The sequence below is a fragment of the Microbacterium sp. CFBP 8794 genome (genome assembly GCF_014841235.1).
Classification (GTDB): Bacteria; Actinomycetota; Actinomycetes; order Actinomycetales; family Microbacteriaceae; genus Microbacterium.
The window spans coordinates 689202-711355 of record NZ_JACYTT010000001.1 but is presented as its reverse complement, the minus strand read 5'-3'; the positions used below and the strand labels follow the sequence as shown (position 1 = coordinate 711355).

At 69.0% G+C, this 22154-nt stretch carries 16 protein-coding genes; 10 read left to right on the top strand and 6 right to left on the bottom strand.

Features of this window, described 5'->3' with window-relative positions; all coding sequences use genetic code 11:
• Window positions 1–98: 98 nt before the first annotated feature.
• Window positions 99–1439 (bottom strand): 6-phospho-beta-glucosidase, encoded by a 1341-nt coding sequence (locus IFU19_RS03245; RefSeq protein WP_192012901.1) that lies wholly within the window; start codon window positions 1437–1439, stop codon window positions 99–101.
• On the bottom strand, window positions 1436–2182 hold the full coding sequence (locus tag IFU19_RS03240; protein WP_083285778.1) for a DeoR/GlpR family DNA-binding transcription regulator: 747 nt from the start codon (window positions 2180–2182) through the stop codon (window positions 1436–1438). Before IFU19_RS03240 ends, IFU19_RS03245 begins: the two co-directional genes overlap by 4 nt.
• A gap of 130 nt (window positions 2183–2312) precedes the next feature.
• Between IFU19_RS03240 and IFU19_RS03235 the strand changes: the two genes are divergently transcribed.
• From IFU19_RS03235 to IFU19_RS03205, 7 genes are all read left to right on the top strand, one after another.
• Complete coding sequence (locus tag IFU19_RS03235) at window positions 2313–3350, top strand: carbohydrate kinase family protein (protein WP_055935324.1); 1038 nt, start codon at window positions 2313–2315, stop codon at window positions 3348–3350.
• 7 nt (window positions 3351–3357) lie between these two features.
• Window positions 3358–4632, top strand: a complete 1275-nt coding sequence (locus IFU19_RS03230; protein WP_249405308.1) for an ABC transporter substrate-binding protein — start codon at window positions 3358–3360, stop codon at window positions 4630–4632.
• Window positions 4629–5597, top strand: a complete 969-nt coding sequence (locus IFU19_RS03225; protein WP_258027437.1) for a carbohydrate ABC transporter permease — start codon at window positions 4629–4631, stop codon at window positions 5595–5597. Before IFU19_RS03230 ends, IFU19_RS03225 begins: the two co-directional genes overlap by 4 nt.
• Window positions 5594–6490: a carbohydrate ABC transporter permease gene (locus IFU19_RS03220; protein WP_197978726.1), complete on the top strand. Its 897-nt coding sequence runs from the start codon at window positions 5594–5596 to the stop codon at window positions 6488–6490. Before IFU19_RS03225 ends, IFU19_RS03220 begins: the two co-directional genes overlap by 4 nt.
• Window positions 6487–7242, top strand: a complete 756-nt coding sequence (locus IFU19_RS03215; protein WP_342343369.1) for a glucosamine-6-phosphate deaminase — start codon at window positions 6487–6489, stop codon at window positions 7240–7242. Before IFU19_RS03220 ends, IFU19_RS03215 begins: the two co-directional genes overlap by 4 nt.
• On the top strand, window positions 7239–10196 hold the full coding sequence (locus IFU19_RS03210) for a glycoside hydrolase family 2 TIM barrel-domain containing protein (RefSeq protein ID WP_192012900.1): 2958 nt from the start codon (window positions 7239–7241) through the stop codon (window positions 10194–10196). The genes IFU19_RS03215 and IFU19_RS03210 overlap by 4 nt, the downstream gene beginning before the upstream one ends.
• Before the next feature lie 215 nt (window positions 10197–10411).
• A complete protein-coding gene (locus IFU19_RS03205) occupies window positions 10412–11485 on the top strand; it encodes a Fic family protein (protein ID WP_258027438.1) in 1074 nt (357 codons plus the stop codon).
• A 71-nt stretch (window positions 11486–11556) separates the two neighbouring features.
• Here IFU19_RS03205 and IFU19_RS03200 read toward each other — a convergent pair whose 3' ends face one another.
• A complete protein-coding gene (locus IFU19_RS03200) occupies window positions 11557–12648 on the bottom strand; it encodes a citrate/2-methylcitrate synthase (protein ID WP_192012899.1) in 1092 nt (363 codons plus the stop codon).
• A gap of 52 nt (window positions 12649–12700) precedes the next feature.
• Between IFU19_RS03200 and IFU19_RS03195 the strand changes: the two genes are divergently transcribed.
• Window positions 12701–13879 carry a citrate synthase gene (locus IFU19_RS03195; RefSeq protein WP_192012898.1) on the top strand — a complete coding sequence of 393 codons (1179 nt, stop codon included), beginning with the start codon at window positions 12701–12703 and terminating at the stop codon, window positions 13877–13879.
• A gap of 797 nt (window positions 13880–14676) precedes the next feature.
• Here the strand turns inward: IFU19_RS03195 and IFU19_RS03190 are convergent.
• Both IFU19_RS03190 and IFU19_RS03185 read right to left on the bottom strand, forming a co-directional pair.
• The gene (locus IFU19_RS03190; RefSeq protein ID WP_192012897.1) at window positions 14677–15720 is read right to left on the bottom strand and encodes a LacI family DNA-binding transcriptional regulator; all 1044 of its coding nucleotides are present in this window, start codon (window positions 15718–15720) and stop codon (window positions 14677–14679) included.
• 56 nt (window positions 15721–15776) lie between these two features.
• The gene (locus IFU19_RS03185; protein ID WP_191916826.1) at window positions 15777–16622 is read right to left on the bottom strand and encodes an SDR family oxidoreductase; all 846 of its coding nucleotides are present in this window, start codon (window positions 16620–16622) and stop codon (window positions 15777–15779) included.
• Window positions 16623–16710: 88 nt separating this feature from the next.
• Between IFU19_RS03185 and IFU19_RS16555 the strand changes: the two genes are divergently transcribed.
• Window positions 16711–17166 carry a winged helix-turn-helix transcriptional regulator gene (locus tag IFU19_RS16555; RefSeq protein ID WP_342343373.1) on the top strand — a complete coding sequence of 152 codons (456 nt, stop codon included), beginning with the start codon at window positions 16711–16713 and terminating at the stop codon, window positions 17164–17166.
• A 462-nt stretch (window positions 17167–17628) separates the two neighbouring features.
• On the opposite strand, the gene IFU19_RS03175 is transcribed toward IFU19_RS16555, so the two are convergent.
• A complete protein-coding gene (locus IFU19_RS03175; RefSeq protein ID WP_197979091.1) occupies window positions 17629–19713 on the bottom strand; it encodes an alpha-L-fucosidase in 2085 nt (694 codons plus the stop codon).
• 1068 nt (window positions 19714–20781) lie between these two features.
• On the opposite strand from IFU19_RS03175, the gene IFU19_RS03170 reads away from it, so the two are divergent.
• Window positions 20782–22152 (top strand): ABC transporter substrate-binding protein, encoded by a 1371-nt coding sequence (locus IFU19_RS03170; RefSeq protein WP_192012895.1) that lies wholly within the window; start codon window positions 20782–20784, stop codon window positions 22150–22152.
• Window positions 22153–22154: the final 2 nt, after the last annotated feature.

The window sequence follows — 22154 nt, the reverse complement described above, 5'->3', positions numbered from 1 at the left end:
GTCGGGATGCGTCGGGAGGGGCGGCGGGGAGGGATGCCGGGGCGGCGGGCTGGTGCGGGGGCGCGGCCGACGTTCGGGTCGAGGTCGCGCCCCCGGGCTCAGCGGAGGTACGACAGGTCGGCGAAGCTGGAGCTCGCGTCGTCGAGCAAGGCCCGCGCGACGCGGACCGAGTCGATCAGCGGGTGGTGGGCCAGGGCCCGCAGCGCCGCAGCGCGCGAGCCGGTGAGAGCGGCCTCGATCGTCTGGCGCTCGACGTACTTGACGGTGGCGATGAGGCCCTGCCCGAACGCGGGCACGGCCGCGCTCTCGAGCGGGCGCGGGCCGTCGGCGCCGACGATGCAGGGCACCTCGACCACGGCCTCGGCGTCGAGGCCCGCCAGTACGCCCCCGCCGGGGACGTTGAGGATGAGCCGCGCCGACTGGTCGTAGGCGATCGCGCGCATCAGCGCGATCGCGACGTTCTCGTAGCCGCCCGAGACGAGGTCTTCCTCATCGCGGTCGCCCATGCCGGCGGAGTCCCGGTTGGTCGCCATGTAGGTGACCTCGCGCTCGTGCCTGCAGGCCTCCCAGGCCGCGTGGGGATGCGGCGCGGTCGCCGCCGTCTCCCAGAAGCCGGCCTGCTGGTCGAGCAGGTAGCGCCCGCGCGTGGTCGCGGCGTACTGGTCGGCCTGGAGCACGTCGCGACGGTACGAGTAGTAGTGCAGGTACTCGTTGGGAAGAGCTCCGAGCGTCTGGATCCAGTCGGCGCCGAACAGCGCTCCCTCTTCGAACGACTCGATGCGCTCGGGCGAGGCGAGCAGTTCGGGCAGCAGGTCGACGCCGTCGCGGCGGAGCGCCGTCAGCCACCCGAGGTGGTTGAGGCCGGCGTACTCGATCTCGACGTCGGCTGCGTCCCGGATGCCGAGGGCCCCGAGCGCGCGGCGGGCGAGGCCGATGGGCGAGTCGCAGATGCCGATGACACGATTGCCCAGCACACGACCCATGGCCTCGGTCACGACGCCGGCGGGGTTGGTGAAATTGATGACCCACGCGTCGGGGGCGACGCGCCGGATGAGCTCGGCGAGCTGCATCGCGACCGGCAGCGTTCGCAACGCGTAGGAGATGCCGCCGAAGCCGACGGTCTCCTGCCCGATGACCCCGTGCGACAGGCCGATGCGCTCATCGGCGGCACGGCCGGCCATCCCGCCGACGCGGATGGCCGAGAACACGAAGTCGGCCCCGCGCAGACCTTCTTCGGCATCCGTGTGCACGCTCACGCGCGGGGCATCGGGAAAGTCGCGCGCCTGGTCCTCGAGGATGCGGGCCATCGTGCGCAGCCGCGCGGCGTCGGTGTCGACGAGGGCGACCTCGTCGACGCGTCCGGCGTCGCGGTCCAGCAGCAGGGCTCGGTACACCAAGGGGGTGCGGAATCCTCCGCCACCGATCATGGCAAGCTTCATGCGGTCACAATCTCGACATTCCGTCGGCCCAGGGACTCGACGATCGGGCCCTCGAGCGGCGCATCGGTGATGAGCCGCCGCAGGGCGAGGGGCAGAGCGATACGTCCGGCGCCGCTGCCGGGGAACTTGCTGTGGTCGGCGAGCACGGTCGCCGCGTCGCATGCCGCGAGCATCGCCTGCTTGATCGGCACCTGCGCCAGCGTGGTGTCGCGCAGATCGCCCTCGGGCGACATGCCGCTGACGCCCAGGAAGGCGTGGTCGGCGCGGATCAGCCGCAGCGACTCGGTCGTGAGGTGGCCCGCGACGCTGCGGTACACCGGGTCGTAGTCGCCCGGGAGCACGACGAGGTGCGTGTCGCGCTCGTCGCGCAGCACGTCGTAGATGGCCATGTTGTTGGTGATGACGGTGACCGCACGGCCGCGGAGCAGTCGCGCGAGCTGCAGGGTCGTGGTCCCGACGTCGAGGATGACGGCCTGGCCGTCGCGGATCGTCTCGGCGGCGGCGCGGGCGATGCGCTCCTTGCCGTCGCGATTGACGGGCTCGACGGTGGCGAAGGGCGCGTCGCCCTCGCCCATCACGGCGCCGCCGTGCGTGCGTCGAAGGAGTCCGGCGTCGTCGAGGCGCTGCAGATCACGACGGATCGTGGCGATGCTCGAACCGGTGGCCTCGGCGAGCTCCGCGACCGTCGCCGCGCGGGCGGAACGGAGGTGCTGGAGGATCTCGCGGTCTCTGACGTCTTTCATGATGCGATCACCTTATCGCTCAAAATCGCTCAGTAACAAAATATTTACACGCAAAAATTTGCGCGTTCCTGAGCGACGAATGCTATAAACGGTGCAACGCCCCGGTCGTCACCGAAGAGAGGAGGGGCCGATGACAGTCGCATCCGGTCCCACGCCCCGCCTCCTGACGGCCGGGCAGCTTTTCCTCGATCTGGTCTTCGCCGAGCTCGACGCAGCTCCCCGCCTGGGCGAGGAGCACTGGACCCCCGCCTTCGGCTGGGGCCCCGGGGGAATCGCCAACTACGCGATCGCCGCCTCCCGACTCGGGGTGCCCACGGTCCTCTGCGCCGACGCCGGCACCGACGCCCTCTCCCGACTCGTGCGCGACCGGCTGCGCGACGAGGGCATCGTCGACGGCATCCGCGAGCGCGCAGACTGGAGCCTGCCGGTCACGGCGGCGATGAACTACGGCGGCGACCGCGCCCTGGTCACCGGTGGCCGCCCCGCCGCGGCCCTCGCCTCTCTGCTCGAGAGTGCGCCCCTCACGCCCGTCGCCGCCCTCCACCTCGACGACTCCGTGTCGGAGTGGGTGCGCGCACGCGCCGCGCAGGGCACAAAGATCTTCGCCGACATCGGCTGGGACGCCGACGAGCAGTGGAACCCCTCGGCGCTCGACGTGCTCGACGGATGCCACGCCTTCCTCCCCAACGAGGCCGAGGCCCGCGCCTACACGCGCACCGACGACGCCCGCTCCGCCGCCCGCGCCCTCGCCGATCGCGTCCCCCTCGCGGTCGTCACCCGCGGCGGCCACGGCGCCATCGCGGTCGACTCGGCCGCGGGCGAAGAGGTCGAGGTCGACGCCGTCGCGATCGACTTCGTGGATGCCACGGGCGCCGGCGACGTGTTCGGCGGAGCGCTCGCTGCTGCCGAGCTCACGGCCTGGTCGTTGCGCGAACGTGTCGAATTCGCCGCTCTCGTGGCCGCGATCACCGTCTCCCGTCCCGGCGGCGCGGCCGCCGCTCCCCGCCTCGACGAGCTCCTCCCCTGGCTCGACTCCCACCCGGCGGCCGCCGACCCGGCGCGCTTCGCCTTCCTCCGCGCTGCGCTGCACGACGGCGCATCGCCCTTCGCCGCCTCGGCGGCATCCCGCACCGCCTCTTCCTCACGCCCCACCCGAATCAAGGAGTGACCCGCCCATGATGACTTTCACCCCGCGTCACCGACGCGTGCTCGGCACCGTCGCCGTCGCCGCCGTCGCCGCCGTGTCCCTCTCGGCCTGCTCCGGCGGTGCCGGCGGGTCGTCCGACGGCCCGATGACCCTCTGGACCTGGCCCGGCGGCATCGGCGAGAGCGTCGTCGACTCGGCCAAGACCGAGTTCCCCGACGCGAAGCTCGAGGTCACCACCATCGGTGACGACGTCAAGCAGAAGCTCGTCACCGTCTTCACCGGACGCAGCGGCATCCCCTCGCTCACCGGGATCAAGGGCGAGGACATGCCCTACTTCCTGCAGCAGGCCGACCTCTTCACCGACTTCTCGACCCTCGGCATCGACGACAAGCTCGCCGACTTCCCGCAGTGGAAGCTCGCCGAGGCCACCACCTCGGACGGCAAGCTCATCGGCCTCCCCACCGACATCGGCCCGACCGCGCTGTATTACCGCACCGACGTGCTCGCCGCGGCCGGCCTTCCGACCGATCCGGCCGAGGTCGCCGCCGCCACCTCCACGTGGGAGGACTACTTCGCCTTCGGCGAGAAGCTCAAGGCCGCCACGGGCGCCTACCTCGAGGTGTCGCTCGAAGACGTCTTCACCAAGGTCATGGGCCAGGGCGAGACGAAGTTCGTGTCGGAGGACGGGGAGTTCCTCGGCGAGAGCGACCAGGTGAAGAAGGCCTGGGACACCGCGATCGAAGCCAACGAACGCGGCCTGGTCGCCGGCATCCAGGACGGCAGCCCCGACTGGGCCGCCGCCGTCAACAACGGCTCCCTGCCGACGCTGCTCGGCGCCGCCTGGTACCAGGGCGACCTGAAGAGCAACGCCCCCGACACCTCGGGCAAGTGGAACGTCACGGCGATGCCCGGCGGGCCCGCCAACATCGGCGGATCGTTCCTGACGATCCCCGCGGCCACCGCCAACAAGGACGAGGCCGTGAAGATCGTCGAGTACCTGCTCGACGCCGAGAACCAGGCCACCACCTACACCGAGGTCGGCAACTTCCCCTCGTCGACCGAGGCGCTGAGCCAGCCGGCGCTGCAGGAGCCCGACGCCTTCTTCGGCGGACAGGTCACGACCGACGTCTTCAAGGCGGCGTCCGAGAAGATGCCGGTCAGCTACACCAGCCCCATCGACAACGAGGTGGCGGCGCCCTTCATCACCGAGCTCGCCAACGTGCAGTCGCAGGGCAAGGACCCGCAGCAGGCGTGGAACGACGCGCTGACCGCCGCCCAGCAGGTGTGGGAGCGCTCTAAGTGACATCCGCCACGCGTGTCATGACGGCCTCGGGGGTGCGCCCCAGCGCGCGCCCCCGGGGCCGGGGCCTCATCCGGCACTGGCCGATGTACGTGGCCATCGCCCCCTTCTTCCTGCTCTTCCTGGGCTTCGGCCTCTTCCCCACCGCCTACTCGCTCGTGCTGTCGTTCCAGGACTGGAACGGCCTCGGCACGGCGGAGTGGACCGGGATCGACAACTACACGCGCTTGTTCACCGACGGCACGTTCTGGCTGTCGGTGCGCAACACCTTCGTCATCTTCGCGCTGTCGACGTTCCCGATGCTCGCCATCGCCATCGCGGTCGCCGCCCTGCTCAACAACGCCGTGCGCTTCAGCACCGCGTTCCGCATCGCCTACTTCGTGCCCAACATCACCTCGGTGGTGGCCATGGCGGTGCTGTTCGGCTCGATCTTCGGCGAGAACTTCGGACTGGCCAACGCGGCCCTCAACTCGCTGGGCCTGCCGGGTGTGCAGTGGCTGTCGACGCCCTTCGGCATCCAGCTCACGATCTCGATCCTCATCACCTACCAGTGGACCGGGTACAACGCGATCATCTTCCTCGCCGGGATGCAGTCCATCGGCGGCGAGGTCTACGAGGCCGCGAAGCTCGACGGCGCGGGCCCCATTCGCAGCTTCTTCTCCATCACGCTGCCGCTGTTGCGCCCGACGATCATCTTCGTGCTCGTCGTCTCGACGGTCACGGGCATGCAGAGCTTCACCGAAGCGCAGGTGCTCACCGCGAGCTCGAGCACGACGAACCCGAACAGCGGCGGCGCGGGCCAGGGCGGGCTGACCATGGTCCTGTACTTCTACCAGCAGGCCTTCAGCTACAACCGCTTCGGCTACGGCGCCGCGATCGCGTGGGGCGTCTTCCTCATCGTCGTGATCTTCACCATCATCAGCTGGCGCTTCACCGCCGGCAAGAAGGAAGACAAGGCCCGCGCATGACCGTCACCACGCCCCCCACCGCCACGGTCACCGAGCACATCACCACCGCCGGGGTACCGATGCGCCGTCGCCGCAAGGCGACACCCGGACGCGTGCTGCTGTACGGCATCCTCTCCGTCGGCGCGTTCATCTCGCTCTTCCCGCTGTACTGGCTCGTCGTGATGGCCAGCAACTCCACGAGCGACATCTACACGACCCCGCCCACGTTCATCCCGGGGCCGCGACTGTTCGACAACATCGGCGCGGTCTTCGCGCGCATCGACTTCGCCGGCTCCCTGCTGAACACGGTGATCGTGGCCTGCAGCGTGACCTTCCTGGTGCTGGTCTTCGACTCGCTCGCCGCGTTCGCGTTCGCGAAGTTCGAGTTCCCGCTGCGTCGCACGCTCTTCACGATCACCCTCGTGACGTTCATGCTGCCGATGCAGCTCGCGGTCATCCCGCAGTTCATCACCATGACCAACCTGGGCTGGGTCGGCCAGCTGCAGGCGCTCATCGTGCCGGCCGCGGCCAACGCGTTCGGCATCTTCTGGCTGCGCCAGTACATGGTCTCGTCCATCCCCGACGAGCTGATGGATGCCTCGGTGCTCGACGGCGCGGGCTTCTTCCGCCAGTGGTTCACGGTGTGCCTGCCGCTCATCCGCCCAGGTCTGGGCTTCCTCGGCATCTTCACCTTCATCGCCGCGTGGAACGACTACCTGTGGCCGCTGGTCGTGCTGACCAACCCCAACCAGGTGACCCTTCAGGTCGCGACGGCCCAGCTGAACACCGCCTTCGGTCAGGACTACGGCATGGTGATGGCCGGGGCACTTCTCGCCGTGCTGCCGCTGCTGATCGTCTTCCTCATCGGTGCACGCCAGTTCATCGGCGACATCGCCAAGGGCGCGATCAAGTGAGCGAAACCGCGCTCCGCGCCCCTCTCACGCCGATCTCGCCCTCGACGCGGGTCGTCATGGTCGACGCCGATGCGATCGGCGACGTGGCGGCGGGCGTCGTGGCGACCGTCGCCCCCGACGGCGTCCTCGGCGTGGCGACGGGATCCTCCCCTCTCGCGCTCTACGCCGCGCTCGTCCGTCGCAGAGCCGACGGTCTCGCGACCGAGGGGCTGCGTCTGTTCGCCCTCGACGAGTACGTCGGGCTCGACGCCTCCGACCCCCGCTCGTACGCGGCCTACGTGCGGTCGGTGATCGCCCGACCCCTCGGCATCCCGGCCGAGAACGTGCGCGTGCCGCACGGTTCCACCGCCGCCGACGGCGCGGCCTACGAGCGGGCCATCGCCGCCGCGGGCGGGGTGGACGTGCAGATCGTCGGCATCGGTCGCAACGGCCACATCGGCTTCAACGAACCCGGATCGGATGCCGAGACCCGCACCCGTGTCGTCGAGCTCGACGAGAGCACCCGCCGCGCCAATGCCGAGCACTTCGACGGCGAGCTCTCCCGCGTACCGACGCACGCCATGACGCAGGGGGTCGCCACGATCCTGTCGGCCCGGCGTATAGTGCTCGTGGCATCCGGTGCCGCGAAGGCCGCCGCCCTGCGCGCAGCCCTCACCGGCCCCGTCACGGCCGACAACCCCGCCTCCTTCCTGCAACGGCATCCCGACGTCACCGTCGTGGCCGACCCCGACGCCCTCCGTGAGGACCGATGACGCACCTCGGCGATCCCACCCCCGGATCCGACACCCGCCTTCCCCCGCGCGCCTGGCTGCGCTCCGACGCCCCGGTCCAGAGCCTCGACGGCGACTGGGCCTTCCTTCTGCACGACGCCGATCCCGGCGACGACCTCGATGGCCCGCCGCCGTTCGCCGCCGTCGACGCCGATGCCTCCGGGTGGGACCGCATCCCGGTGCCCTCGCATTGGGGACTGCGGGGGCACGGACACCCGACGTACACGAACATCCGGTACCCGTTCCCCCTCGACCCCCCGCACGTGCCCGATGCCAACCCCACCGGCGACCACCGGCGCGTGTTCGAGTGGCATCCGGACTTCTGCGCGGGCGGCCGCACGCTTCTGCGCTTCGAGGGCGTGGAGTCGCTCGCGACGGTCTGGCTGAACGGCACCGAGATCGGCTGGTTCACCGGCAGCCGCCTGATGACGGAATTCGACGTCACCGACCACCTGGTCGACGGCGAGAACGTGCTCGCCGTGCGCGTGCACCAGTGGTCGGCCGCGAGCTACCTGGAGGATCAGGACCAGTGGTGGCTCCCGGGCATCTTCCGCAGCGTCTCGCTGCAGGGCCGCCCCGCGAACGGCCTCGACGACGTCTTCGTGCGCGGCGACCGCGATCCCGCGACCGGCGCTGGCACCCTCGACGTGCGCCCCCGCGGTGGCTGGCCCGTGACCGTGCGGGTGCCCGAACTCGGCATCGACGAGACATGGGCGGATGCCACCGAGGTGGCGGTGCTCCCCCTCGACGCCGTCGACGCGTGGACGGCGGAGACACCCCGCCTGTACGACGTGGAGGTGTCGACGGAGGCCGAGACCGTGCGGCTGCGCGTGGGCTTCCGCCGCATCGAGATCATCGGCGACCGGTTGCTCGTCGACGGGCGACCGCTGATCTTCCGCGGCGTCAACCGCCACGAGACCGACCCCGACCGCGGCCGCGTGTTCGACGAGGACTACGTGCGCGGCGAGCTCGCCCTCATGCGCCGGCACAACATCACCGCCATCCGCACGGCCCACCAGCCCCCGCACCCGCGGATGCTGGAGCTCGCCGACGAGCTCGGGTTCTGGGTCGTGCTCGAGTGCGACCTCGAGACGCACGGGTTCTGGGACGTCGAGTGGACGGGCAACCCCGCCGACGACCCCGCCTGGCGCGACGCCTGCCTCGACCGCGTGCGCCGCACCGTCGAGCGAGACAAGAACCACGTGAGCGTGGTGATGTGGTCGCTCGGCAACGAGTCGGGGACCGGCCGCAACCTCGCCGAGATGGCCGGGTGGATCCGCGAGCGCGACGACTCCCGCCCGATCCACTACGAGGGCGACTACGGCGGGGCGTACACCGACGTGTACTCGCGCATGTACCCGACGATGGAGGAGATCGCCTCGGTCTGCGGCGAGCAGACGATGCCCGTGCACGAGATCGGTCCCGCCGAGGGAGCCCGTCAGCGCGCGAAGCCCTTCGTGCTGTGCGAGTTCGCGCACGCGATGGGCAACGGCCCCGGCTCGCTCGCCGACTACGAGGCGCTCGTGGAGCAGTACCCGCGCCTGCACGGCGGCTTCGTGTGGGAGTGGCGCGATCACGGCATCCGCACCCGCACCGCCGACGGCACCGAGTTCTTCGCGTACGGCGGCGACTTCGGCGAGCCCGTGCACGACGGCGTCTACCTGATGGACGGTCTCGTGCTCTCCGACGGCACGCCCTCTCCCGGTCTCGGCGAACTGGCCGCGGTGTGGGCCCCCGTGACGCTGGAACACCTCGGCGAGCGCTCCTGGCGGGTGCGCAACCGGCAGCACACGCTCGGCACCGACCACCTCGAGCTGCACTGGCGCATCGAGGACGACGGCATCCGTCTGACCGACGGGATCGTCGCACTGCCGGCGCTCGCCCCGGGTGAGGAGGGCACCGTCGAGGTCCCCCTCGACGGGCTGCCGGATGCCGCGACCGAGCGCTGGCTCACCCTCGAGGTGAGGTGGCGCGACGCCCCGCCGTGGGGCGACGCCGGGCACATCGTCTCGCGCGCACAGCGCCCGCTCCGGGCCGCTCCCCCCTGCCCGCCCCGCCGCGGCCGCGCCACATGGGACGGCGACGCCCTGGGTGAGGCGGTGTTCGACCGCCGCGGCGGCCTGGTGCGCTGGCGCGACCTCGACATCTCCGGGCCGCTGCCCGAACTGTGGCGCGCGCCCACCGAGAACGACCAGCTCGACGGGCAGGGCTCGTACGAGACGGCCGACCCGGCCCTCACGCACGGCCGCGGCGACGAGAGCACGCCGGCGTCGTCGGTGCGGTGGCTCGAGCGCGGCCTCGACCGCCTGCAGCACCGGGTGCTGTCGGTCGAGCGCACCGACGACGGCCTGGTGCAGCGGGTGCGGTCGATGGCCGCGCACAGCGCGCAGGGCATCGAGACGACTTTCGACTGGCGCCTCGACGGCGACGGCCTGCGACTGCACACCGACATCCGGCCGTTCGGCCCCTGGGACTGCACGTGGCCGCGGGTCGGCGCGCGCATCGGGTTGCCGGGCGCGCTGGCCGACGAACGGGTGGAGTGGTTCGGCACGGGACCGGCGGAGTCGTACGCCGACAGCGGCGAGGCCGCGTACGTCGGGCGCTTCGAGGCCGCCGTCGACGACCTCGGCGTCGCGTACGGCCGGCCGCAGGAGACCGGCCACCGCCCCGGCCTGCGCGCCCTCGACCTCGGCCCGCTGCACCTGCGCGCGATCGACGCGGGGGCGACGGGCCTGCCCGGGTTCCAGCTCGATCGTCACACCGCGCAGGAGCGCACCGGCGTCGGTCACGCGCACGAGCTGCCGCCGTCGCGCGGACTGTGGCTCTACCTCGACGCCGCGCAGCACGGGTTGGGGTCGCGCGCGTGCGGACCCGACGTGCTGCCGCGATACGCCCTCTGGCCGCGCGCGGTGTCGTGGACGGTGGTGTTCGGGTAGGCGGAGGTCACATTCGGGGACGGAATTTTTATGAGATAGTGCCGTAAGTCATAAAAATGGGAGCGCCCCTTATGAATTCCGATCCGCCTCGAGAACCCGCGGGCGACACGTCTTGGCCAGCCGTCGGCTACGAGACGCGCGACTGGGTACCCACGGCGGCCAGGGGAATCCGCGCCGCACGCGAGGGTCATGCCCGCGTTCGCTATGAGGCCTCCGTGCCGCCGACAATCGCCTCCCTCAACCCCTCACTGGTCCCTGAGGTCGCTGCGGAGGCGGAGGAAGCGGCGGCCGAACTCGCACGCTTCGATGCCGAACTCGGCAGCCGGGTCGCGGGCTTCGCCCCGGTCCTCCTGCGCTCGGAGGCCGCTTCCTCGTCGCAGATCGAGAACCTCACCGCGTCGGCTCGTGCGATCTTCTCCGCGGAACTCGGCGCGAAGGGATCCCGCAACGCCGAACTGATCGCCGCGAACACCCGCTCGCTGCACGCAGCCCTCGATCTCGCGGCGCAGATCACGCCGGCCAGCATCGCTGCGATGCACCGCGTTTTGATGGAGTCGCAGCCGAGGCACGCCCCCGGTGAATACCGGACGGAACAGGTGTGGATCGGAACCCGAGGCGACTCACCCGTCCGTGCCGAGTTCGTCCCGCCGCACCACGAACACGTTGCGTCTCTCGTCGAAGACCTCGCTGGCTTCTCGACCCGCTGGGACGTGCCGTCTCTCGTCTCCGTCGCGATCGCCCACGCGCAGTTCGAGACGATCCACCCCTACACCGACGGCAACGGCCGAACGGGTCGAGCCCTGGCACAGTCGATGCTCCGCTACCGAGGTGTCACCAGGAACGTCGCCATCCCGGTTTCCGCCGGCCTCCTGGCCGACGTCGACGGCTACCACGCCGCGCTGACCGCCTATCGAGACGGAGACCCGAACGACATCGTTCGCGCCTTCGCAGCCGCAGCATTTCGCGCGGTCGCGAACAGTCGCGAGCTCGTTTCCGACATCGACGACATCCGCGCATCCTGGAACGATCGACTGACCGCCCGACGCGACTCCAACGCCTGGCGACTGCTCGACGTCTTCGTTTCCCGGCCCGTTCTCGACTCGGCGACCGCCGCCGAAGAGCTGGGGATCGCACAGCCCAACGCGTACCCGCCACTGAAGGCGCTCGTCGACGCCGGCATCGTGCGCTCGAAAGCGGAGCACAAGCTCGGCCCGTTCTGGCGTAGCGAAGAGATCCTGCACGCCATCGACGCGTTCGCCGAGAGGGCGGGACGCCGCCAACGCGGCTGAGCCCCGCATGCACACCGCCCCACGGCATCCTTCTTCCGCGGTGTCGCCGCCCCAGAACCGCGGCAATCACCTCACCCCGCGAAAGCCGGCCCGACGTACCGCGCCGACGGGCGGATGATCTTGGGGTCGCGCGCCTGCTCGAGCACATGGGCCGTCCAGCCGATCGTGCGCGCGAGAGCGAAGGTGGGCGTGAACATGTCGCGCGCGATGCCGCACTGCTCCATCACCACCGCGGCGTAGAACTCGACGTTCGCGTGCAGCGGGCGTTGGGGGTGCCGGGCCGCCAGCTGCCGCTCCGCCTCCTCTTGGAAGGCCAGCGCCTGCGCCACGCGCGGACCGCCGAGGTCGCGGGCGACGCCACGCAGCAGCTCCGAGCGCGGGTCGGCCGTGCGGTACACCGCGTGCCCGAAGCCCATCAACCGGCGCCCCGCGGCGAGCTCCCCGGCGATCCAGGCCGACGGATCGTCGCCCGCGCGGTCCAGGCTGTCGAGCGCCCGCGCCGGGGCTCCCCCGTGCAGCGGACCCGAGAGCGCGCCGAGCGCGCCGGTGAGACAGGATGCCAGGTCGGCCCCCGTCGACGCGATGACCCGGGCCGTGAACGTCGAGGCGTTGAAGCCGTGGTCCATCGCCGCGATCAGGTACGCCGACAGCGCCCGCACGTGCGCCGCGTCGGGCGTCGCACCCGTGACGCGCTCGAGGTAGTCGGCGACCACCCCGGCTCCCGCTGCCCCGCGGTGCGGCGCGAGGGCGAGGGCGAGCGGGGCGATCGCCGCGAACCGGATCGCCTCGTCGAGCCGCGCATCGGGGTCGAGGTCGTAGAGCGCCGCGGATCGGCGGACCGATGCCGCGAGCGTCCACAACACGCGCAGCGCCGCGAGCGGCTGGTCGGTGTGCCTCGCGACGGCGGCGATCAGTTCCGGCATCCGGGGATCCGCCTGGGCCGCGGCGATGCGTTCCGCGAACGCGGCACGACGGCCGGCGTCGGGAAGCTCTCCGACGACGAGCAGGTGCCAGACCTCCTCGAACGAGCGCTCGCGCGCCAGCTCGACGGCGGAGTGCCCGCGGTAGTGGAAGTAGCCGGCCTCTCCGTTCACGTCGCCGATGGTGGTCTCGGCGGCGACGACGCCGTTCAGACCGCGGGGTACGTCGATCAGCTCGCTCATGCGCCCAGTGTGCGAACATGACGAACCCAGCGTCAACGTTGATCGGATCACCATGACCGCCCCGCTCCCCCGCCTCACCGCCGCGCAGGCCGCCGCCCGTCTCGGGGTGAAACCGCAGACCCTCTACGCCTACGTCTCGCGCGGCCTCGTGACGCGCGAACGCGACGCGCGCGGCTCGACGTTCGACGCCCTCGAGCTCGAGGCCTTCGCGGCCGGGCGGCGACGCACGGCCGGGCGCACCCCGAGCCACCCCACGACGGGGATGCCGCTGGGAATCGTGCAGACCGACATCGCCGACATCGAAGACGGCGAGCTGCTGTACCGGGGCCGGCGTGCCCGCGACCTCATCGACCAGCCGTTCGCCGAGGTCGTCGCGTGGCTGTGGGGCGCGGAGCGGATCGACGCCCCCGACACCGCGATCGGCAGCGCCCGCGCCATGGTCGAGGCCCTCCCCCCGCACGCGGGCGCCATGGATCGCCTGCGCGCCGCCCTCACCGGGTTCGCCGCCGACGACCCGCTCCGCCACGACACGGCACCGACCACGCTGCACCGCATCGGCTGGACCCTGCTCACCGGGCTCCCCGTCGCCCTCGGCGGCGACGCGCAGCTCGACGTGGCGCGCTCCCTGGCCGGCGCCTGGGGCGTGAGCGACGGCCCCGCCGTCCGCGCGATCAACGCGGCGCTCATCCTGCTCATCGACCACGACCTGGCCGTGTCGACCTTCGCCGCGCGGGTGGCGGCCTCGGCCCGCGCCGACGGGTACGCGGCGGTCGGCGCAGCTCTGGGAGCCGCCGACTCGCCCCTGCACATCGCCGCCGCCACCCGCACCTCCCGCCTGCTCACGCAGGTGCGCCGGGGCAGGGAGCCCGAGCGCGCGCTGGCCGACGCGGTGCAGGACGGCAACGGCATCCCGGGCTTCGGGCATCCCCTGTACAGCGGTGTCGACGACCGCGCCGATGCGCTCTTCCCGCTGCTCGCGCAGCTCCCCGACGGGGAACGAACGATGGATGCCGTCACCCGGCTCAGCGACACCGTCGCCGCCCGTGCGCACGCGCGGCCCAACGTGGATCTCGCGCTGGCCGCCCTGGCATCCGGAGCCCGTCTCCCCGACGACGCGGCGAGCTCGATCTTCGTCGTGGGCCGGCTGGCGGGGTGGATCGCGCACATCGCCGCCGAGTACGCCGAAGCGCCGATGCGCCTGCGACCGCGCGGGGAGTACGTCGGGCCGTGATCCGCCTCCTAGCCAGGTTGCTGGCTAGGCTGCCGCCATGATGTACACCGTCCTGGAAGGTGCGTCTTCCAGACTCAACCGGAGCACAGCCCTTCCGCCCGTCGACGCGGTGTACTGCCGCTCCGTGTGCCCGGTGATGACGTGCCCGCCGATCGTTCCGATGCGCTCAGGGACGGGGATGGGGTTGCATTACTGCAGGCCCCGTTGATGCGCCCACGCGCCGAGAGCTTGCGCAGCATCGGAGCGGCTGGTGTAGACCCGTTCGCGGTCTCGATGCGGAACACATCGCCGGACACATCCGCCGATCGCGCGACGGCGGCCTGCAGCTGCGAAACGCTATCTTCGCCCGTCGCGATCTCCTGCAGCGCCGCGACGCGAGGGGCGCTGAATAAGGACTGCGCGCGATGGTGCACTGTCTCCTGCCAGCGGAGTTTCTGCAGCGCCTGGTCGGCTTGCGCCTTCTCCAGGATGAGCGGGTTCCCAGATGCCAGGGCCTACGCCTCCGACGCGCACATCGCGGATTCGCCGATTTCTTCGATCTCGCGGCAGTCCGAGACTCATCTCTGAGTCATTCCAATAATCCCCGGTGATGGAATTGCTTTCAAAGTGATACCCCAAGATGGGTAGGCTCGCGTCCTCGGTCACAGTGACCGTGGTTGCTTCTTCACCTGTCGCTGCATTCGCGACCGACGCTCATTATCGGCGTATGTGCGTTCACTCGTTGGGATGGTTCTCGAGAGATCCCCCCTGCCGCCCTCGGGGGACTGTGCAACCTGCCGCGGTTATCAACGGTTATGTCAAAAGTCTTTGCTGAGAATTGTTCTCCGAGCGACGGCCGTCGTTGACTCGCGAACGATCAGCTTCGGCTGGATCGTGTCGTGGCTGGAATCGGTGTCGCCCTCGATGGCGGCGATGAGTTGCTGCAGCGCCAGCTCGCCGAGTTCGGCGAAGTTCTGGCGCACCGTGGTCAGCGGGGGGAGGAAGTGTCGCGCATCGGACAGATCGTCGAACCCGACCACGTTCACGTCTTCCGGAACCCGGATGCCGCGGCCGTGCAGCCCGTGGATGATTCCCAGCGCGATCTGGTCGTTCGCCGCGAACACCGCGGTGGTGTCGGTCAGGCCGAAGGACTTGCCAAACTCGAAGCCGAAGTCCGACGTCCAGTCGCCGAGGATGATCGGTCCCTCCGGCAGACCCGCCTCGGCGAGGCACTCGCGCCAGCCTTCCATGCGCTCGCGGGCGTCGAACCAGTCCATGGGACCTGCGAGGTGGGCGATGCGGCGATGACCAAGCCCGATGAGGTGCCGGACGGCCAGTCGCGCGCCCTCGCGCTGATCGACGCCCACCGTGGGCCAGGCAGCATCCGCCTCGGCCTTGATGACGATGGTCGGAAGACCCGTCGTCTGCTGTCGCAGCAGATCGAGCGATGACTCGCGCGGGGCGATGACGCACAGCGCGTCGACCCCCTGAGTGACCAGCTCCATCACCCCGGAATCCATCCGCGACGCGTCGTCATCGCCGATCGAGAACGCGCTGACGGCGTACCCGACCTCGCGCGCCGCCTTCTCGAGGGCGCGGAGTGTGCTGTTCGGACCGTTCTGCACGGGCCCGTCGATAAGCACCCCGATTCTGTGGCCTCGCCGCGTGGCGAGCGCCCGATCCGTCCAGCTCGGCGTGTAGTTCATCTCCTCGATGGCTTGCAATACACGCGCGCGCGTCGTCTCGCGGACGAAAGGGTACTCATTCATCACGCGGGATACCGTCTGGTGCGACACGCCGGCGCGTAGCGCGACGTCGTAGATGTTGGATCGCTGCAAACCGCGACTCGAAGCTGGGGGCATCCCATATGTCCAATCGGTCTACGTCCACGCGCGGGCGGCGCCAATGCTCATGCTGGTCAGATGCCCCTGTCCCGCAGCCACTGTTCGACAGAACGAGGTGTGATACCGAGCAGTGTCTGGGCCGAGCGAGATTCGTCGATGCGCTCGTCGGGCATCGACCATCGTGCGTGGTAGGACGCGACGACGGGCTCAACGCCTGCCGCTCCGAAAATGGGGGTGATCAGCTTCCCGTAGTCGTCGGGGTTCTGGCTGATGAAGGTGACCGGTTCGTTCAGGTGGGCTGAGAATGCGTCGGCGAGGTCGTCGCCGAGCAGGGCCGGAAGCGCACCTGCCTCGACAACGCCCTGCACGTCGCGGTTGTCCGTGAGAAGTTTCACGGCGATGTCGGCCATATCCAGGTGAGAGACCCACGAGATGGCGTAGTCCTCGCGAATCGGATAGCGGAGGCTCCCCTCGACACGCACGGGCCCGAGGGTGACCGGCAGAAGCAGGTTCTCGAGGAACGTCTTCGGCGCAATGACCGCGTAAGACACCCCGGACTCCCTCAGCCTGTTGTGGAGGATACCGTGTGCAGTGATGGCCCCGTCGGGCAGGGTCAGTGGGTACCCGCTCGTCGAAAACACGACTCGCTTGGGGCGTGACTGTGCCACCGCGTCGCCTATCGCCGTCGCGAAGGCTGCCTGCTGGTCGGGGCTGCCTAGGGGCAGGTGAACGAACACGCCGTCCGCGTCCTGGTAAGCCTTGGCAAGGGATGCGACTGAATTGAAATCGACGGTAACGGCCTTGACGTCAGCTTTCGTCGTATCGCGCACCGCCGCCACTGCGTCAAAGCCTGCTGCAAGCAGGAGGGGGAGGATGGGGGCGCCCTGAGCGCCCGTTGCACCATGAATGATTAGTGTCATGAGACCATTAGTGCATACAACGCATCGGTTACTTCAAGTGCACTAAGGAGTCATGTGATTCAGGGCAGCGACCTGGCCGGAGCGCGGGATCGCCCGATTCCTATCGCTTCTCGATGGACCGTGGGCGACTCTGATCGTTCGAGAACTGCTGAATGGACCGTGCCGTTTCGGCCAGCTGAAGGATGCGCTGCCCGGTATCAGCGCTCACACATTGACCGATCGGCTGCGCCGCTTCGAGGCCTACGGAATTGTCACCCGGACCTCGTATCCAGAGACTCCGCCCCGAGTGGGGCACGAGCTCATCAACCCACTCGCGGCCGACCGAGATCCTATTCGGTATGGGAATTCACGCCACTTATCGCGGAATAACACACCGCTGTCCTCGCGCTCGGTGAGGAGGTGTCGCGGTAGGGCCGCGCCTGTGAGCGGGCGTCGGTTGCGTGCTCGCGCGGCTACGGCGTCCAGTCGATCAACGACTGCACTCGGTAGCTCTCGAATACAAAAGAGTAGGTGTCGAGCTTTCATTCCGTTGACGATCCAGTAGACCTCTCGGCCGCGCCGTCAGACGAACGATCGTGCTGACATGACGAGGGTTCGCCCGCCCACGTGCGGACGCACCCTCGTCGGCGAACGGGTCTTAGCCGCAGTTGCGCGCGGCGTAGTCGGCCGTCACCGTGTCCTGCACCCGCGCTCCGTTCACCTCGGTCGACACCGCAACGGTGGCACGGGATCCGACGAGGCTCCCCCAGACCACTCAGGGCGAGGCTCTCGACATTAGGGACGGCGCGGCCCGTCTCGCAACAGCCCACCAAGCGCCACCCATAACACCGGTTCGGATCGCAACCGCGACACGATTCCGTCACCGCCTTCAGCCGTTTGAAACGCCTGGATAGGCGTGAGATTCGGGGTCTTACCCGCTGAAATTCTCCCTTTTCATGAGTCGTGCGCGTGTGCGGCAGGAGCGACGGAGTGACACACACGCGCATGAATCATGAATGATGCATAGTCAGCTGCAGATGGCCGCCCCGTACTTGAGGTCGCTTCTGAGCGTCGGTCGCCCCTCCGCGGTGCCGGTCACCGATACAGAGCCGGCGACGATGGATGTGGCGCGAGATGTGAATGCGACGCTCGTCGTTCTTCCGGGTGCGAGGGCGGGGATCGACTTGGAGCCGTATGCGGTGGCGACAACGACGTCCACCGGCACCGTGTCGGCGTTCTTGACCGACACATTGACGTAGACCTTCTTCGTAACGCACCGAGTTGTCACCGTCGCGATCAGGTCGAGCTCGGCGACGGTGACATCGACAAGGGTCCAGCGCTGGGCCGAGGAGCCGCGGTACACCTGCTGCTCGGTCGTCGCGCCGTCGCCCGTGGCAGCTCCCGTCACGGCAAGCGCATGCGTAGAGAAACGGTTCGTGAGCGCAACCTGCCCGGCTGCGACCGGCGTAACCGCCCACTGCTGCTGCAGCACGTCTGCGTCGGACCAGATCGATGCTTTCGCGCCGGCGTTCCGCGATCGCCCCCCGATCTCGAGCGTCTTGCCACTGTTGACGCTCGTCAGGGTGTAATACCCGTCGACATCCGTTGCGAAGGACCACCGCTGGTTCGCCGCGTCCGAGTCGGTCGCCTGGACGACCGCAGCCCCATTCACCGGCGATTCTCCGAGAACGGTCAGAGCCTTGCCACTGTTGACGTTGATCAACTTGTAGACGCGGTCGGGGGCGACCGCGAAGGACTGACGTACCGGCTCGGCCTTGCGTCCGCCGACCCGCAATCCGGCGACGTTCGTGTACCCACCCGAACCGGCTTTCACCGTGAACCGGATGAAGCCCGCCATGACGGGCGGCCACTCGACGACCTTCGGAGTACGATCGGCGACCCACGTTCCGGAGGCGGCCGTGGTGAAGGTCACGCCGTCGGGGCTCGTGGATACCTCGAACGACGTGACGTCACCGTCGGTTCCGTTATCTCGGGACCACTGCTTTGGGAGGTACTCGAGCGTGGTGACTCCGTCGTAGACCCCGCCAAGGTCGAGAGTGATCGAGACCGGAACAGCAAGCGCCCCCGTTCCCGGCCAGGTGGACCAACAGGTCTGCAGGTTGCGGTCGGCGCGCCCGTCGATCGCAAAGTATGGCGGTTCGGGGTCACGGAATGCTGACGCGTAGGCGGCGACCGGGGTGATCAGGTACTCGGCTCGCAGCGGCTGCATCGGCAGTGCCCCGCGGGTGAGGTTGGGCGACCACGCCGCCCCCACCTCCGCCAGCCGCGTCACCACGCCGGGGTCGAGCTTGCCGTCCCGGTTGGGAGCGCAATTGAGGATGAAAGAGGTCCACTTCGCCTCCAGCCCCGTGATGTGGCCGACGATGTCATCCGTCGTCATCATCGGCTTCGTCGGGGTGGACGGATGCCAGAACCAGTCGCGGTCGCTGATGGTCTGGCCCTGGAGACCCGCCCACGTGTTACCCGCAGGGGCCTGGATGCCCAGCGGCTCCTCCCAAAAGATCGCGTCGCTGAGCCACGGCGTGAGCACGGCGCAGATGTCGACCATCACACAATCGGGCTGAAGCGTCTTGACCAAGTCTCGTACACGCTGCAGCGGCACCTGCTGGTTCCCCATCTGCCACGCGTAGCCGTCAAGCATGAACAGCTCGATCGGACCATACCCGGTCAGCAGTTCGGTGATCTGGTTGAGCACGTACTCGATCTGGGGCGGGTCCACGCCCGCGCTCGGATCGCTCACGTGGTAACCACCCGTAGCCTGCACGGGGTAGGTGCGATCCCAGATAGAAAAATAGAATCCGACTTTGAGGTTTCGGGAACGGAACGAGTCGACGTACTGCCTGACGACGTCGCGCTTGTACCCCGAGTTCATGACGTTCTGTGATCCGTATTTGGTCGGCCACAGTGCGAATCCGTCATGGTGCTTGGTCGTGAGCACTCCGTAGCTCATGCCGGCTGCGACAGCGGCATCCGCCCACTGGTCGGTGTCGACCGAGGGAGGGGCGAACAGCGACGGGCTCTGGTTGGGCGCCGCCCACTCCTCATCGGTGAACGTGCCAAGATTGAAGTGGTTGAACATGCCGAAACGCATGTCGACCACCTTCTGCAGAAGGGCTTGAGTGTCCCACCCCGCGCCCATCGCGGCAGCCTGGAACACCGCCTTCGGAACACCCGCTGCCGTCGATTGCGCGAACGCGGGCCGCCCTCCACCCCCTATAGCGGGGATCAGGAGCCCTGCGGCGGAAGCGCCCGCTACTCCAAGAAACGATCGGCGGTCAAAAGTGCCTGACGACATTGTCTGAACTCCATCTGAGTCTGCACCGCGCACTGTTAGCGCGAACATAATGTCCGACGGACTATAGCACGGATCCAGCAAATGGCAAGCCGAGACCCGATCGCTGACGTACCTAGAGGCGATGATGCGCGTGATTCTTGCCAAAGGGCTTCTCGTCGCATCTGGGCCGGCTAGCACGAGTAGCGAGCACGGAATGCTCATACGCCGATACCTTCCCGGCGCCCTGACGACCGGCAGATCCGTGGCGACCAAGGTGGTGGCGCAAGCCGATACCGACGCCTGGGCCAGGGCGGGCTCGGTCGGGTAGCCATGTCACCGTTTCGTACTCCACCAATGGAGTGGCCTTCGTGGCGGTGGGCGGTGCGGTCACTCTTCCCGGGCTGGCGGCCGCTCCGGATGCCGGTGTCTTCTCGACCTCCCATGATCCGCCCCGATACGACGTGAATGAGTTCACCGTTCCGACCGTTCAGTTGAAACGCTGAAGGAAGCCCCGGGCGCGACCCGCCAGGTCGCACCCGGGGCTTCGTCGTGCCGGACCGCCCATCTGCACGGACAATTACAGACCCGGAGCACCACTCCCTTCGTCCTCTCCGGGCCGCTCGATCGTCGACCGACGTCAGTAGGAGACGCAGCCCGCGGACCACCACTCCCCGTCGCCGCGCTCGGGATGAGCGACGGCGGAGAGCCCACTGGAGCCTCTCGACGAACGCCACCCGGCACCTCCTCGACCACGCCACGATCCACGCGGTTGAGGCAATATTCGACCTGTCCACTCGGTAACTTCCGCAAACATCACATGTATGATCTAATGGCTGTGCTCGCTCCGAGCCATCGCCACAGTCGTCGATACGTAAAGGACCCGTCATGGCCACTCCGCTCCCCGCCTTCCGAGGCAGGCGTCCGCGCCGCCTCCTCCTGAGCGCGACGGCAACGGCCGCCGCCTGCGGTCTCCTGCTCACCGGATGCTCCTCGGAGGATGCAGGTGGCGGGTCGGAGTTCGGCTTCGTCGCCGCTGTGCAGGATCCAGACAGTGCGATCACCGTCTGGGTCGACGCCGCCCGCGAGCCTGCCGCCGCCGCTTTCCAGGCTGCGAACCCCGACATCGAGATCAACGTCGAGACCTACGACGGAGGGGCCGACGGGTCAGGATCGTTCCAGACCAAGGTGAGCGCGTTCGACCAGGCGGGCGAGGGGTGGCCCGACGTAGTCTTCTCGACCCAGAACACCGACGCGTCGTGGGCGAGTCAGGGCGAGACCCCCTTCGCAGCCGTCCTGGACAAGGGTTTCCTCGATGACAAGTTCCTCTCGGGCTTCACTCCCGGCGCGCTGGACCCCCTGACCGTGGACGGCTCGCTCTACGGCCTCCGCAACGACCTCGCGCAGAACGTCCTCTGGTACGACCAGTCCCTGCTCGATGAGTTCGGCTACGAGCTCCCCACGACATGGGAGGAGTACGAGGCCCTCGGCGAGAAGGTGGCCGCGGAGCACCCCGGCTACATCGTCGGATCCGTCGGCGACTCCTGGGCTCCCGAGGTCTACTTCTGGGGTGCCAAAGCACCCGTGAACCAGGTCGAGGGCGTGAACGAGATCTCGGTCGACACGACAGACGAGCGCGCAGTCAAGATGGCCGGGATCCTCGACACCCTGATCGACAACGGCACCGTCGTGCAGGACAGCGTGTTCGGGTCCGACTTCGTCAGCACCTACGCCGGTAAGGTCCTGCTCATGCCCGGCCCGATCTGGTACTCCGGCGCCATCTTCCAGAACCCCGACAACCTCGCCTCGGCCCCCGGCACCATCGGAGCGGGCCTCCCGCTCGCGTGGGACGGCGAAGACCCGGTGACCGGCAACGTGGGCGGCGGCACCTGGTTCGTCTCCAGCCACTCCAAGAACCTGGAGGCCTCGAAGGCGTTCGTCGAGTTCGTCACAAGCGACCCCGCCTACCAGGTGGAGCTCTCGCCCGGTTACCCCGCCTACGCCTCCGCCGGGAACGCCTGGCTCGACAAGCAGGCCGCCAGTGGATTCTTCGCCGGCGACTTCGCCGCGGACGTCCGCGCCTCCTCAGGTCTGGTCTGGGAGGGCTGGGGCTATCCCCGCTTCTCGCAGGCGGCCATCTGGGCCAAGACGGTCACGCCGGAGCTCGCTGCTGGCGCCTCGCTCGTCGATACCCTGCCCGCCTGGCAGACCGCGATCGAGAACGAGGCGCAGGTCAACGGATACACGGTGGCGAAGTAGCC

Bases quoted from the DNA above. Each gene is read 5' to 3' on its own strand.
- IFU19_RS03245 (WP_192012901.1), bottom strand. From the start codon at position 1,439: ATGAAGCTTGCCATGATCGGTGGCGGAGGATTCCGCACCCCCTTGGTG.
- IFU19_RS03240 (WP_083285778.1), bottom strand. From the start codon at position 2,182: ATGAAAGACGTCAGAGACCGCGAGATCCTCCAGCACCTCCGTTCCGCC.
- IFU19_RS03235 (WP_055935324.1), top strand. From the start codon at position 2,313: ATGACAGTCGCATCCGGTCCCACGCCCCGCCTCCTGACGGCCGGGCAG.
- IFU19_RS03230 (WP_249405308.1), top strand. From the start codon at position 3,358: ATGATGACTTTCACCCCGCGTCACCGACGCGTGCTCGGCACCGTCGCC.
- IFU19_RS03220 (WP_197978726.1), top strand. From the start codon at position 5,594: ATGACCGTCACCACGCCCCCCACCGCCACGGTCACCGAGCACATCACC.
- IFU19_RS03210 (WP_192012900.1), top strand. From the start codon at position 7,239: ATGACGCACCTCGGCGATCCCACCCCCGGATCCGACACCCGCCTTCCC.
- IFU19_RS03200 (WP_192012899.1), bottom strand. From the start codon at position 12,648: ATGAGCGAGCTGATCGACGTACCCCGCGGTCTGAACGGCGTCGTCGCC.
- IFU19_RS03195 (WP_192012898.1), top strand. From the start codon at position 12,701: ATGACCGCCCCGCTCCCCCGCCTCACCGCCGCGCAGGCCGCCGCCCGT.
- IFU19_RS03190 (WP_192012897.1), bottom strand. From the start codon at position 15,720: ATGCCCCCAGCTTCGAGTCGCGGTTTGCAGCGATCCAACATCTACGAC.
- IFU19_RS03185 (WP_191916826.1), bottom strand. From the start codon at position 16,622: ATGACACTAATCATTCATGGTGCAACGGGCGCTCAGGGCGCCCCCATC.
- IFU19_RS03175 (WP_197979091.1), bottom strand. From the start codon at position 19,713: ATGCGTTTCGGCATGTTCAACCACTTCAATCTTGGCACGTTCACCGAT.
- IFU19_RS03170 (WP_192012895.1), top strand. From the start codon at position 20,782: ATGGCCACTCCGCTCCCCGCCTTCCGAGGCAGGCGTCCGCGCCGCCTC.